Genomic DNA, 12,848 nt, shown 5'->3' with positions numbered 1-12,848 from the left:
GCCCGCCGTCAGCAGAAATCGAAATCGACGCCCTCGTCTGCCTGCAGCACATGGGTGTCATAGAGCTTGTCGTAGCCACGCCGCACAATCTCGGCCACAGGCGGGAGCGCCTTGCGGCGCGTTGCCTGTTCCGCATCGTCCACCAGAAGGTCCAGCCGCCTTTTCGAGACGCTGAGCCTGATCCGGTCGCCATTGCGCACCAGGGCGAGCGGCCCGCCGATGGCCGCTTCGGGCGCGACATGCAGCACGATGGCGCCATAGGCGGTACCCGACATCCGCGCATCCGAGATGCGGACCATGTCCTTGACGCCGCGCGCCGCGAGCTTGCGCGGGATCGGCAGGTAGCCGGCCTCCGGCATCGCCGCATTGCTGCGCGGCCCGGCATTCTGCAGCACCAGCACGTCGTCGGGCTCGACATCGAGATCGGGATCGTCGATCCGGGCTGCGAGGTCTTCGAGCGAGGAGAACACGACAGCGCGGCCCTCATGCTCCAGCAGGCGTTTCTCGGCCGCGGCGCGCTTCACGATCGCGCCGCGCGGCGCCAGCGTCCCGAACACCGCGACGAGTCCGCCATCGGGATCGACCGGCTCGGCGCGCGGCCTGACGATGCTGCGGTCGACCATGTCGACCAGCGGCGCGTCGATCAGCTCGCCCAGCGTCTTGCCGGTGACGCTGAGTGCATCGAGATGCAGGAGATCGCGCAACTCGCGCAGCACCGCCGGCACGCCACCGCCGGCAAAGAAATCCTCCATGTAATTGGCACCGACCGGCTTCAGATTGACCAAAACAGGGGTCTCGTCCGATAGCCGGTTGAGACGATCGAGATCGACCTTGACCCCAGCGCGCCGCGCAATGGCGGTCAGATGGATGACGGCATTGGTCGAGCCCGAGATCGCGAGCAGCACCCGCCAGGCGTTCTCGATCGCCTTCTCGGTCACGACCTGGCGCGGCAACAGAGTCTGCGTCCCGATCAGCTCGACGGCCCGCCGGCCGCTCTCCTCCGCACAGCGCAGGCGATCGGCATGGACGGCGGGGATCGCCGCCGAGCGCGGCAGCGCCAGCCCCAACGTCTCGGCGATGCAGGCCATCGTGCTCGCCGTGCCCATCACCGCGCAGGTGCCGGCCGTGGTCGCCAGGCGCCCTTCGACAACCTCGATCTCGGTACCGTCGATCTCACCGGCCCGGTAACGCGCCCAGAAGCGACGGCAGTCAGTGCAGGCGCCGAGGCGCTCGCCGCGATGGCGCCCTGTCGACATCGGCCCGGCGACGAGTTGTACCGTCGGCACATTGGCCGAGAGCGCCGCCATCAGCTGCGCCGGCACGGTCTTGTCGCAGCCACCCATCAACACGACCGCATCGATCGGCTGGGCGCGGATCATCTCCTCGGTGTCCATCGCCATCAGGTTGCGGAATTTGAGGCTGGTCGGGTTGAGGAAGACCTCGCCCAGCGAGATCGTCGGGAATTCGAACGGCAGCCCGCCCGCCATCAGCACGCCACGCTTCACAGCCTCGAGCAGTTCCGGAAAATGCCGGTGGCAGTTGTTGAAGCCGCTATAGGTGTTGGCGATGCCGACGATCGGCCGCGCCAGAGCCTCGTCGGAATAGCCCATCGAGCGCGCGAAGGAACGGCGCAGATAGGCAGCGAACTCCGGGTCGCCATAATTGGTGAGGCCGCCGGCGATGCCGCGTCCCTTTGCTGGCTTGTCGCTCACGGCATTCCTCCCAAAGACCGCCGAAGTCGCTCAGAGCGTCAGGCCCCGCTCCCGCAGTTCGGAACGCAGGTCGATCGGCTCGACGAAATGCACGGCCTGCATCCCGACGCCGCGTGCGCCTTCGATGTTCTTGGCGCTGTCGTCGACGAAGATGCAGTCGCCGGCTGCCAGGCCGTAGCGATCCAGCAACAGTTCGAAGATCGCCCGATCGGGTTTGAGCAGACGCTCATGCGCCGAGACGATGACGCCGTCGAAGGATTGCAGGAACGGGAAGCGGATCAGGCACTCGGCCCATTTCTCGCGCGAGAAGTTGGTGATGGCGTAAACCTTGTCGCCTCGCCGCTTCAGCTCTTCCAGCACGGCAACGCTGCCCTCGATCACGCCGGGCACGCTCTCATGCCAGCGCTCGTCATAGGCGCGGATCTCACGCTCCCATTCCGGATGCTGCGACACCAGCAGCGCCACCGCGTCGGCCCAGGAGCGGCCGCGGTCCTGCTCGATGTTCCAGGCCGCCGTGCAGACATTCTGCATGAACCAGTCGAGCCGTTCCGGCTCGGGGATCAGTTCCCGGTAGACCAGCCGCGGGTCCCAGCGGAGCAGGACGTTGCCGACATCGAAAACCACCGTCGGGGAAGCTGCAGCCATGATCTCCATCCGCTCGTCCAGGCGCGCGACACTGACGATGCCAGCATACGAAGCGCCAGCACGAAAGGTGGAGCGGCAGCGGCTCCCGCGTCAACCGAGGAGCGCGCGTCCGTGGCATGCTGATTTGACACGGGCTCGCGCGCCGTCCCGTCTCAACGCTCCAGTGCGAGGAAAATCCGGGCGACCCGTTCGAGCGCCTCTTCGGCATCGGCGCAGCGCACCGCCCCTTCGACCGTTGGCGCACCGTCCAGCAGGAAGACCGGCCGCTTGAACTGAAGCGCGAAAGCAATCTCCGACAGCGTGCCATAGCCGCCGCCGACGGCGACGAGACAGAACGCTGCCCGCGCGATCAGCGCATTGCGAGCCACGCCGATCCCTGTTGCGAGCGGCACGGTCACGTAGGGATTGGCTGCCTCCGGCTCTTCGTCCGGCAGCAATCCGATCGACAGTCCACCAGCCCCGTCGACGCCGCGACAGACGGCTTCCATCACGCCCGAGCGGCCACCGCAAAGCACCGTGACGCCCTGCCCGGCGAGCAGGGCGCCCATCCGCTCGGCCATGGCGAATTGGGAGGTGGTCGGAGTCCGCGTCCCGATCACCGCGACGGGAACGCGCACAGCCTTGCCGCTCTCCCGCTGCAGCCAGCACAGGGCCTCGATGGCAGAGACCGCCATGTCAGGGGCAGCCTCCGCATCGGCATTCCAGGTCCGGGTCGCAGGATCGAAGCAGCGCCCGGCTCCGTCGCGCAGGAAGCGACGGCCGGTATCGAGGCTCAGTCGCGAAGCAGGCTCCATCGCCGTCAGGCCGACTTCTCCTGGCCGAACTCGGAGATGCCGCCATGCTTGGCCGACCAGCTCGCCGGATCGTTCAGGAAGCTTTCGACCTCGGCCAGCACCTTCGGCTCGAAATGGCCGCTTTCCTTGGCCACGGCGAGCACATCCCACCAGGTGGTGAGGTAGTGCAGATTGATGCCGATCTCGTGCATGAGTTCGCGGCTCTTCGGGAAGATATCGTAGTAGAACAGCACGAAGCAGTGCTGCACGTCGGCACCGGCATTGCGCAGTGCCTCGGCGAAATTGACCTTGCTGCGACCGTCCGTCGCGAGATCCTCGACCAGCAGCGTGCGCGCTCCCTCGACGACCGAGCCTTCGATCTGGGCATTACGGCCGAAACCCTTCGGCTTCTTGCGAACATACTGCATCGGCAGCGCGAGACGGTCGGAGATCCAGGCGGCGAAGGGGATACCCGCCGTCTCACCGCCGGCGATGATGTCGAGCGACTCGTAGCCGATGTCGCGAACGATCGTGGTGGCGGCGAAATCGATCAGCGTCGAGCGCAGGCGCGGATAGGAGATGATCTTGCGGCAGTCGATATAGACCGGACTCGCCCAGCCGGAAGTAAAGAAGAAGGGCTTGTCCTGATAGAAATGAACCGCCTTGATCTCAAGGAACATCTTGGCGGCTTCGCGCGCGATCACCTTGCGGTCGGTGGGGGTGAACAGATTGGCCATGGCGTCAGTTTCTCCGGTCTGAGCGCCATCGTTCGCCGCGCGCGGCGTGGGGACGAGGCACCTGTCGAGTTCGCAAACGGCCCCTTCTGTGCCGTCCCGCGAGACGGGTCAATCCCCGAAACGGGTTTTCGACAGCGCGGCTTGGGCTCGGGTCTTGCATGGATTCCCCGCCTGCCGCTGGAGGCAGGCCAATCGTCCCTGTGGATGCGTATCGACGCGCGCATGCAGAGGGCGGCGATAGTAGGCTAAGGATACGAATTGACCCGGGCGTCAAAGAGTGCCCTTGGGCCCGCGAACCAGCGACCAGACAAGGGGACCGACACCGTGAGCGACAACCGAACCGCGACCGCAGATTCCATGCGGTTTTCTGCCCCGACAGAGGTGGACGACAAGGCCCGAAAGGCCGTCTGGGGTGCTGCCATCGGTTACGCGATGGACGGCTTCGACCTCCTGATCCTCGGTTTCATGCTGAAGGCGATCTCGACCGACCTCCAGCTCAGCCAGGGCCAGGCCGCATCCCTGGTCACCGCGACACTTGTCGGCGCAGTGCTGGGTGGTATCGGCTTCGGCATGCTCTCCGACCGTATCGGCCGGGTGCGGGTGCTGACCTGGACGATCGTTCTCTTCGCTGTTTTCACCGGCCTCTGCGCCCTGGCGCAGGGCTATTGGGACCTTCTCCTCTATCGCACCATTGCCGGCCTCGGCCTCGGCGGCGAGTTCGGGATCGGGATGGCGCTCGTCGCGGAAGCCTGGCCCGCCTCCAAACGCGCCCGTGCCTCCTCCTATGTCGGCCTCGGTTGGCAAGCCGGTGTTCTCGCCGCGGCGCTCGTCACGCCGCTGCTGCTGCCGAGCATCGGCTGGCGCGGCATGTTCGCGCTCGGCATCTTGCCGGCCGTTGTCGCTTATTTTATCCGGCACTCGCTGCACGAGCCTGAAGTCTTCGTTGCCCGCACGCAGGACAAGCCAAAGGAATCGGCCCTGCATCTGCTGGTCAAGGATTGGGACACCACCAAGCTCAGCCTCGGTATGGTCATCCTCTGCTCGGTCCAGAACTTCGGCTATTACGGCGTGATGATCTGGCTGCCGAACTACCTCTCCACCCGGTTCGGCTTCGCCCTGACCCAGTCGGCGGTGTGGACGGCCGTCACCATCGGCGGCATGGCGCTCGGCATCTTCGCTTTCGGCCACATCGCCGACCGCATCGGCCGTCGCCCGTCCTTCATCGCCTATATGATCGGCGCCGCCATCATGGTCGTGGTCTATTCCCGCCTGACCGACCCCACGGCGCTGCTGATCGGCGGCGCGGTGATGGGCTTCTTCGTCAACGGCATGCTCGGCGGCTATGGCGCGCTGATGAGCGAGCTCTATCCGACGGCCGCGCGTGCGACCGCCCAGAACGTGCTGTTCAACATCGGCCGCGGCGTCGGCGGCTTTGGCCCCGTCGTAGTCGGAGCGCTCGCAGCAACCCATGGCTTCGAGTTCGCGATCGCGGCGCTCGCCGCGCTCTACATCCTCGACCTTGTCGCCATGTGGTTCCTGATCCCGGAGCGGCGCGGCGCGGAACTGACCTGAGACAGGCTCAGCCGCCGGAGGCGAGGCTGGCGAAGCCTTTGCCCTCGGCGGCGAGGCGCTTCAGCAGCGGTGCGGGTTCCAGCGCCTTGTCGCCGCTCTCGGCCGCCTGCGCTTGCAGTCGTTTCGCGATCACGTCGAGGCCGACGCTATCGGCCCAGAACATCGGGCCACCACGCCAGGCCGGCCAGTTGTAGCCATTGATCCAGACGACATCGATGTCGCCGGGCCTGGCGGCGATCCCCTCTTCCAGGATGCGCGCGCCCTCGTTCACCATTGGATCGAGCAGCCGCGCCAGGATCTCTTCCTGCGTGAAAGCCCGGCGCGTCACGCCTTGCTCAGCCGAAATACGCACGATCAACGCTTCGACTTCCGGGCAGCGCTGCCCGGCCCGCGCACCCTGCGGGTAGAGGTAATAACCGCGCCCGGTCTTCTGGCCGAACCACCCGGCCTCGCAGATCGCGTCGGCGACGGCGGCCTTCAAGCCTCGTGCCTTGCGCGAGCGCCAGCCGATATCGTTGCCGGCGAGGTCAGCCATGGCAAAGGGACCCATCTTGAAACCGAAATCGACGAGCGCCTGGTCGACCTCATGCGGCAACGCCCCGGCGACGAGCAGCCGCTCGGCCGCACGGGTGCGCTGCTCCAGCATGCGGTTGCCGACGAAACCGAAACCGTTGCCGACGACGACCGGTACCTTGCCGAGCTTGCGCCCGATCGCGACGGCAGTGGCGACCGCATCATCCGCCATGCCCTTCGGCCGCACCACCTCCAGCAGTTTCATGACATTGGCCGGGCTGAAGAAATGCATGCCCAGAACGTCTTGCGGGCGTTTCGTCGCCGCCGCGATGGTCGGAATGTCGAGATAGGAGGTGTTGCTGGCGAGGATCGCGCCGGGCTTCGCCACCTTGTCGAGCTCGCCGAAGATCTGCTGCTTGACGCCCATCTCCTCAAAAGCCGCCTCGATGACGATATCGGCACCGGCCGCTGCGGCGAGCCCGACCGCCGGCTTGATCAGGCCAAGGCGCGCCGCCCGCGCCTCCGGCGTCAGCGAGCCGCGCTGGACCGAGATGTCGTAGATCGCGCCGATGCGGTTCACGCCATTGTCGAGCGGCGCCTGCGCCGTCTCGATCAGGGTCACCGGGATACCGGCATTGGCGAAGCACATGGCGATGCCGCCGCCCATCGTGCCCGCACCGATCACGGCCGCGCTGGCGATGGCGCGCGGCTTCACCTCGGGTCCGATACCCGGCACCTTGGCGACCTCGCGCTCGGCGAAGAAGACATGGCGCAGCGCTTTCGAGCGCGGATCGGCCACCAGCGTCAGGAAAAGCTTGCGCTCGGCCGCCACCCCTTCCGCGAACGGCAGCAGGAAGACATTGCGCACCGCCTCGACCAGCGCCGGAACGTTCGGCATATCGCCCGCCTTGCGCAGTGCATCCTTCGCCCCCGTCTCGAAGGCCGCGTGATCGACCTCGGTGAGCCGGTCGGTTGCGGCGCTGGTGACGGGACGGCGCCCTTCCGCGGCGAGGCCTTCGGCGACCCGGATCGCCGTGGCCAGCAGGTCGCTCGACACCACCTCGTCGAGCAAGCCCGCTTCCAGAGCCCGCCCGGCCGGAATCGGATCGCCGGACAGCATCATCGCAAACGCCTTCGCAGCCCCGATCAGGCGCGGCAGCCGCTGCGTCCCGCCTGCGCCGGGAATGAGGCCGAGCTTGATCTCCGGCATGCCGAATTGCGCCGCTGGCAGCGCGACGCGGGCATGACACGCAAGTGCGACCTCGAGCCCGCCGCCGAGCGCCACAGCCTGGATCGCCGCGACGACCGGCTTGCCCGAACCTTCAATCGCATCGAGGACATCGGGCAGGTAAGGCGGCGCCGGCGGCTTGCCGAATTCGCTGATATCGGCACCGGCGATGAAGGCCTTCCCGGTGGCGGCGATCACGATGGCCTTGATCCCGTCATCGGCATTGGCCTGCGCGATGGCCTCGACCAGCCCGGCCCGCACCGCCGCGCTGAGGGCGTTCACCGGCGGATTGTCGAGTGTAACAATGGCAACCGCCGCATGGCGGGAAAAAGCAACCGGACTCAAGGCGACGGCTCCCATCGAAACGTGCCGGCGCTCAGCGTGCCGGCCCATCCAAACAGTCCCGAGGAATAACCGATCTCGGCTGGTGAGCAGCAGATTTTTTGCGGTGAGACGGCGCGCCGCGTACCGGGCCTGGATTTTACCTTTCGCGAATGCCCTGCCCGGGCCACGCGGAAGCCGAAATCGTCGCGCATGGCAAAGTTGCAACTCATGATGTCGGCGCCGGCCGCTCTTGGCGTATGGTCGCAGGCATGACGAACGGAGCATCGACTATGCCGAAGCGGTTGGACACGATCTGGAGCGAGCTGGCGACCCATCGTGCCGCGACGAAAGGACGTCACCTGCGCGAGCTCTTCGCCGAGGACCAAGAGCGCTTCAACCGCTTCTCGGCCCGGCTCGACGACCTGCTGCTGGATTACTCGAAAACCTCCGTCACGCCGGAGGCCCTCGCCCTTCTGCTGAGGCTCGCAGCCGCCGCCGAGGTCGAGGCCAAGCGTGACGCCATGTTCGCGGGCACGGCGATCAACACGACGGAAAACCGCGCCGTCCTGCACACCGCGCTGCGCAATCTCTCGGATCAGCCGATCCTGGTCGACGGCGTCGATGTGATGCCCGAGGTGCGCGCGACGCTGGATCGCCTCTTCGCCTTCGCCGAAGGGGTCCGCAGCGGCAGCATCGCCGCCGCCGATGGCGGCCGCTTCACCGATGTCGTGAACATCGGCATCGGCGGCTCGGATCTCGGACCGGTCATGGCGACCCTGGCGCTCGCGCCTTACCATGACGGCCCCCGCCTGCATTACGTCTCCAATGTCGACGGCGCCCATATCGCGGATACCATCACCAAGCTCGACCCGGCCCGGACATTGGTGATCGTCGCCTCCAAGACCTTCACCACCATCGAGACCATGACCAATGCCGCAACCGCGCGGGAGTGGCTCGCCGGTGCGCTCGGCGAAGCCGCGGTCGGCGCCCATTTTGCCGCGGTCTCGACCGCGCTCGACAAGGTTGCCGCCTTCGGCATCAAGCCGGAACGCGTCTTCGGCTTCTGGGACTGGGTGGGCGGGCGCTATTCGGTCTGGTCGGCAATCGGCCTGCCGGTGATGATCGCGATCGGGGCGGAGAATTTCCGCGCCTTCCTTGCGGGGGCCCATGCGGTCGACGAGCATTTCCGCACCGAGCCGCTCGACAGGAACCTTCCGGTCCTCATGGGCCTGATCGGCCTCTGGCACCGCGACGTCTGCGGCTACCCCACCCGCGCCATCCTGCCCTACGACCAGCACCTCGTCCGGCTGCCTGCCTATCTGCAGCAGCTCGACATGGAATCGAACGGCAAACGCGTCCACAAGGATGGCACGCCGGTCGAGCGCCCGACCGGCCCCGTGGTCTGGGGCGAGCCAGGCACGAACGGGCAGCACGCCTTCTACCAGCTCATCCACCAGGGCACCGATGTCGTGCCCTGCGAATTCCTGATCGCGGCCGAGGGCCACAATCCCGAGCTCGTCCATCACCAGCGCCTGCTGATCGCCAACTGCCTCGCCCAGAGCGAGGCGTTGATGAAGGGCCGCACGCTGGAGGAGACCAAGGCGCAGCTCGCGAAGAGAGGCGTCGCACCAGCGGAGATCGAGGCACGGGCGCCGCACATGACCTTCCCTGGCAGTCGCCCTTCGCTGACGATCGCCTATCGCAAGCTCGACCCCTTCACGCTCGGCCGGATCATCGCGCTGTTCGAGCACCGCGTCTTCGTCGAGGCGGCGATCTGGGACATCAACGCCTTCGACCAATGGGGTGTGGAGCTCGGCAAGGAGCTGGCGACGGCACTCATGCCGGTGATCGAAGGCAAGGCGCCCGGCAACAACCACGATTCCTCGACCGCGGGCCTGGCCGCTTATCTCACCTCGTAGACCTTCTGGTCGCTTGCTCCCGCCCCTGCCTTCAGCCAGCCTGGAACGATGATGGACTTCACGATTTCGCCCGAGCTCGAAGGTTTGCGACGCCGGATCGCGGCCTTCGTCGAGACGGAGATCATCCCGCGCGAGACCGACCCTGCCAGTTGGGACGCGCATGAGAACATCGCCGAGCCGGCGCTGTCCGAGCTGCGTACCAAGGCGCGCGCAGCTGGGCTCTGGTGCCTTCAGCTCAAGCCGGAGACCGGTGGGCTCGGCGCTGGGCGCGTCGGCATGGCGGTCTGTTACGAGGCCATGAACCGCTCGATCTTCGGGCCAGTGGTCTTCAATTCCGCCGCGCCCGACGACGGCAACATGATGGTGCTGGAGGCGGTGGCGACGCCCGATCAGAAGCGCCGCTGGCTTGCGCCGATCGTCGCCGGCGAGGTTCGCTCGGCCTTCGCGATGACCGAGCCGCATCCTGGCGGCGGCTCCGACCCGACGATGATCCGCACCCGTGCCGAAAAACAGCCCGATGGCTCGTGGAAACTCTACGGCCGCAAATGGTTCATCACCGGCGCGGAAGCTGCGGCGCATTTCATTGTGATCGCACGTACCTCCGACGATGCCCGCCGCGGCCTGACCGCCTTCCTCTTCCACCGCGACCAGCCCGGCTGGAAGATCCTCCGCCGCATCCCGATCATGGGACCGGAGGAGCATGGTGGCCATTGCGAGATCGAATTCGACGGACTGCACATCCCCGCCGATGATGTGCTGATGGAAGAAGGAGACGGCTTCAAGGTCACGCAAATCCGGCTCGGGCCCGCACGCCTCACCCATTGCATGCGCTGGCTCGGCCTCGCCAAGCGCTCCGTCGAGATCGCCCGCGCCTATGCCGCGACCCGCGAGGGCTTCGGCATCCGCCTCGCCGACCGCGAGAGCATCCAACTCAAGCTCGGCCGCGCGGCGATGGCGATCGAGATCGGGAGGCTGCTGGTGATGAAGGCGGCCTGGGAACTCGACCGCGGCGGCCAGGCCCGCAAGGAGGTCTCGATGGCCAAGGTCCAGGCCGCCAACACGCTGCACGAAGCGGCCGACATGGCGATCCAGATCAACGGCGCGCGCGGCTATTCCAAGGATACTGTGCTCGAATGGATCTACCGTTATGCCCGTCAGGCGCGGCTGGTCGACGGCGCCGACGAGGTGCACCAGATGGTCCTCAATCGCTTCCTCGACAAGGAAGGCGATGATTTCTGGCGCTGGCAGGTCCCCGGCGCGTGACAGCCTCTGCCGATCAGCACGAGCCGGGCTTCGACACCGCCACGCTCGACACTTTCCTGCGTGGAGCGGTGGAAGGTCTATCCGGCCCGATGCGGCTGGAACGCATCGGCGGCGGTCAGTCCAACCCGACCTTCTTTGTCACCTATGACGATCGCGCGCTGGTGCTGCGCAAGCAGCCCCCCGGCGAGCTCCTGCCCTCGGCCCACGCCATCGACCGCGAATACCGCGTCATCAGCGCGCTCGCTCGAACGGACGTGCCGGTGCCACCAGCCCTGCTCTATTGCGACGACCGCTCCATCCTCGGCACGCCCTTCTATCTGATGGAGAAGGTCGAAGGCCGCGTCTTCCACGACTGCACATTGCCGGGCCTCTCGCCCGACGAGCGCAGCGCCATGTATGCCTCGCTCGCGGAAACACTGGCGGCGCTACACAATGTCGAGGTGGAAGCCGCGGGCCTCGTCGATTACGGCAAGCCCGGCAATTATTTCGCCCGGCAGATCGCGCGCTGGGGCCGGCAATGGGATTTGTCGCGCAGCCGCGACGACGTCCATATCGACAGGCTGCGGAACTGGCTGCCGGAGCACATCCCGACCGACGAGACCGTCAGCCTCGTCCATGGCGATTACCGCATGGGCAACGCGATGTTCCATCCGACGGAGCCGCGTGTTGTCGCCCTGCTCGACTGGGAGCTTTCGACGCTCGGCCACCCGCTCGCCGATCTCGCCCATACGGCCATCGCCTGGCTGTCGCGGCCCGACGAGTACGGCGGGATCGAGGGCCTCGACCTCGCGGCGCTCGGCCTGCCCGATCTCGATCGTTTCTCGGCGCTCTATGCTGTCAGGGCCCGTCACGGCCAGACGCTGCAGCCCTTCCACCTCGCCTTCGCGCTGTTCCGCTGGGCGGTGATCTTCGAGGGCATTGCGGCACGTGCACGGGCCGGCAATGCCTCCGCCGACAATGCTGCCGAAACCGGCCGGCTCGCCATCGCCTTCGCCAGGCGGGCGGCCGAACTGACGCGGTGAGCGCGCCGCCGGGAACCTGTGCGTGAAAGGCGGCCCTCAGGCCGCCTTCTTGCCCGCATCGAACGGGATCTCGATATCGACCGCCAGCGTCGAGACCTTGGCACCGCGCTCCATGCGGACGCTGACCTTCTCGTCGTCGACCTGCATGTGCTTCGAGATCGCGCGCAGGATCTCGTCGCGCAGCTTGGTGACGAGATCGGAGTCGCCGACCGCGGCCCGCTCATGCGCCAGCAGGACCTGCAATCGCTCGCGAGCGGCCGGAGCCGACGGCGTGCGGGAGAAAAGACGAAGCAGGTTCATGCCGCTTTCCTTCCGAAGAACTTGCCGAAGAAGCCGCGCTTCTCACCCGGCACCGCGACCGGAAGCGTCTCGCCCTTGAGCCGGCGCACGGCGTCGAAATAGGCGACCGCCGGGGCGCAGCGATCATCGGCCAGGGTGACCGGCGAGCCCAGATTGGAGGCGCGCAGCACATCCATGCTCTCGGGGATGATGCCGAGCAGCGGGATCGACAGGATTTCGAGGACGTCATCGACCTTCAGCATGTCGCCACGCTCGGCCCGAGCGGGGTCGTAGCGGGTGAGCAGCAGATGTTTCTCGACGCGCTCGCCGTTCTCGGCCTTGAGCGTCTTGGAATCGAGCAGGCCGATGATGCGATCGGAATCGCGGACCGAGGAGACTTCCGGGTTGGTGACGACGATGGCGACGTCGGCATGACGCATGGCGAGCGTCGCTCCGCGCTCGATGCCGGCCGGGCTGTCGCAGATGACCCAGTCGAACGAGGTCTTGAGCGCGCCGATGACCGCCGCCACGCCCTCGGCCGTCAGGTTGTCCTTGTCGCGGGTCTGCGAGGCCGGCAGCAGGTAGAGCGTCTCCAGCCGCTTGTCGCGGATCAGGGCCTGGGTGAGCTTGGCTTCGCCTTGAATGACGTTGACGAGGTCGTAGACCACCCGCCGCTCCGCCCCCATGACGAGGTCGAGATTGCGCAGGCCGACGTCGAAATCGACGACCACGACCTTCTCGCCGCCCTGCGCGAGCGCGGCGCCCAGTGCGGCGGAGGAGGTCGTCTTGCCGACGCCGCCTTTGCCGGATGTGACCACGATGACCTTGCCCATTGACCGCTCCTTTGAATGATGATGCCGC

Annotated in this window: 11 protein-coding genes; 4 read left to right on the top strand and 7 right to left on the bottom strand. The window is 66.8% G+C overall.

Annotated elements, in window-relative coordinates; all coding sequences use genetic code 11:
- Positions 1-8: 8 nt before the first annotated feature.
- From CE453_RS06565 to CE453_RS06550, 4 genes are all read right to left on the bottom strand, one after another.
- On the bottom strand, positions 9-1,712 hold the full coding sequence (locus CE453_RS06565) for an IlvD/Edd family dehydratase (protein WP_089173853.1): 1,704 nt from the start codon (positions 1,710-1,712) through the stop codon (positions 9-11).
- Between the two features lie 30 nt (positions 1,713-1,742).
- On the bottom strand, positions 1,743-2,357 hold the full coding sequence (locus CE453_RS06560) for an HAD family hydrolase (RefSeq protein ID WP_089177746.1): 615 nt from the start codon (positions 2,355-2,357) through the stop codon (positions 1,743-1,745).
- 152 nt (positions 2,358-2,509) lie between these two features.
- On the bottom strand, positions 2,510-3,151 hold the full coding sequence (locus CE453_RS06555) for a TIGR00725 family protein (protein ID WP_089173852.1): 642 nt from the start codon (positions 3,149-3,151) through the stop codon (positions 2,510-2,512).
- A gap of 5 nt (positions 3,152-3,156) precedes the next feature.
- Positions 3,157-3,867 carry an orotate phosphoribosyltransferase gene (locus CE453_RS06550; protein ID WP_089173851.1) on the bottom strand — a complete coding sequence of 237 codons (711 nt, stop codon included), beginning with the start codon at positions 3,865-3,867 and terminating at the stop codon, positions 3,157-3,159.
- A gap of 357 nt (positions 3,868-4,224) precedes the next feature.
- Between CE453_RS06550 and CE453_RS06545 the strand changes: the two genes are divergently transcribed.
- Positions 4,225-5,439 (top strand): MFS transporter, encoded by a 1,215-nt coding sequence (locus CE453_RS06545; protein ID WP_089173850.1) that lies wholly within the window; start codon positions 4,225-4,227, stop codon positions 5,437-5,439.
- Positions 5,440-5,446: 7 nt separating this feature from the next.
- On the opposite strand, the gene CE453_RS06540 is transcribed toward CE453_RS06545, so the two are convergent.
- A complete protein-coding gene (locus CE453_RS06540) occupies positions 5,447-7,540 on the bottom strand; it encodes a 3-hydroxyacyl-CoA dehydrogenase NAD-binding domain-containing protein (RefSeq protein WP_089173849.1) in 2,094 nt (697 codons plus the stop codon).
- Between the two features lie 254 nt (positions 7,541-7,794).
- On the opposite strand from CE453_RS06540, the gene pgi reads away from it, so the two are divergent.
- The 3 genes from pgi to CE453_RS06525 are packed head-to-tail and all read left to right on the top strand — an operon-like array spanning position 7,795 to position 11,708.
- Positions 7,795-9,423 carry a glucose-6-phosphate isomerase gene (pgi, locus tag CE453_RS06535; protein WP_089173848.1) on the top strand — a complete coding sequence of 543 codons (1,629 nt, stop codon included), beginning with the start codon at positions 7,795-7,797 and terminating at the stop codon, positions 9,421-9,423.
- 51 nt (positions 9,424-9,474) lie between these two features.
- A complete protein-coding gene (locus tag CE453_RS06530; RefSeq protein ID WP_089173847.1) occupies positions 9,475-10,686 on the top strand; it encodes an acyl-CoA dehydrogenase family protein in 1,212 nt (403 codons plus the stop codon).
- On the top strand, positions 10,683-11,708 hold the full coding sequence (locus tag CE453_RS06525) for a phosphotransferase family protein (RefSeq protein WP_248307978.1): 1,026 nt from the start codon (positions 10,683-10,685) through the stop codon (positions 11,706-11,708). Before CE453_RS06530 ends, CE453_RS06525 begins: the two co-directional genes overlap by 4 nt.
- Positions 11,709-11,744: 36 nt before the next feature.
- Here the strand turns inward: CE453_RS06525 and minE are convergent, their stop codons facing one another.
- Both minE and minD read right to left on the bottom strand, forming a co-directional pair.
- Positions 11,745-12,008 (bottom strand): cell division topological specificity factor MinE, encoded by a 264-nt coding sequence (minE, locus tag CE453_RS06520; RefSeq protein ID WP_089173846.1) that lies wholly within the window; start codon positions 12,006-12,008, stop codon positions 11,745-11,747.
- Positions 12,005-12,820, bottom strand: coding sequence for a septum site-determining protein MinD (gene minD / locus CE453_RS06515; RefSeq protein ID WP_089173845.1), 816 nt, complete (start codon positions 12,818-12,820; stop codon positions 12,005-12,007). Before minD ends, minE begins: the two co-directional genes overlap by 4 nt.
- Positions 12,821-12,848: the final 28 nt, after the last annotated feature.

This window comes from Bosea sp. AS-1 (assembly GCF_002220095.1).
Classification (GTDB): Bacteria; Pseudomonadota; Alphaproteobacteria; order Rhizobiales; family Beijerinckiaceae; genus Allobosea.
This window is presented reverse-complemented; position numbering and strand designations above follow the sequence as displayed.

Bases quoted from the DNA above. Each gene is read 5' to 3' on its own strand.
- pgi (WP_089173848.1), top strand. From the start codon at position 7,795: ATGCCGAAGCGGTTGGACACGATCTGGAGCGAGCTGGCGACCCATCGT.
- minD (WP_089173845.1), bottom strand. From the start codon at position 12,820: ATGGGCAAGGTCATCGTGGTCACATCCGGCAAAGGCGGCGTCGGCAAG.
- minE (WP_089173846.1), bottom strand. From the start codon at position 12,008: ATGAACCTGCTTCGTCTTTTCTCCCGCACGCCGTCGGCTCCGGCCGCT.
- CE453_RS06540 (WP_089173849.1), bottom strand. From the start codon at position 7,540: ATGGGAGCCGTCGCCTTGAGTCCGGTTGCTTTTTCCCGCCATGCGGCG.
- CE453_RS06530 (WP_089173847.1), top strand. From the start codon at position 9,475: ATGGACTTCACGATTTCGCCCGAGCTCGAAGGTTTGCGACGCCGGATC.
- CE453_RS06555 (WP_089173852.1), bottom strand. From the start codon at position 3,151: ATGGAGCCTGCTTCGCGACTGAGCCTCGATACCGGCCGTCGCTTCCTG.
- CE453_RS06560 (WP_089177746.1), bottom strand. From the start codon at position 2,357: ATGGCTGCAGCTTCCCCGACGGTGGTTTTCGATGTCGGCAACGTCCTG.
- CE453_RS06545 (WP_089173850.1), top strand. From the start codon at position 4,225: ATGCGGTTTTCTGCCCCGACAGAGGTGGACGACAAGGCCCGAAAGGCC.
- CE453_RS06550 (WP_089173851.1), bottom strand. From the start codon at position 3,867: ATGGCCAATCTGTTCACCCCCACCGACCGCAAGGTGATCGCGCGCGAA.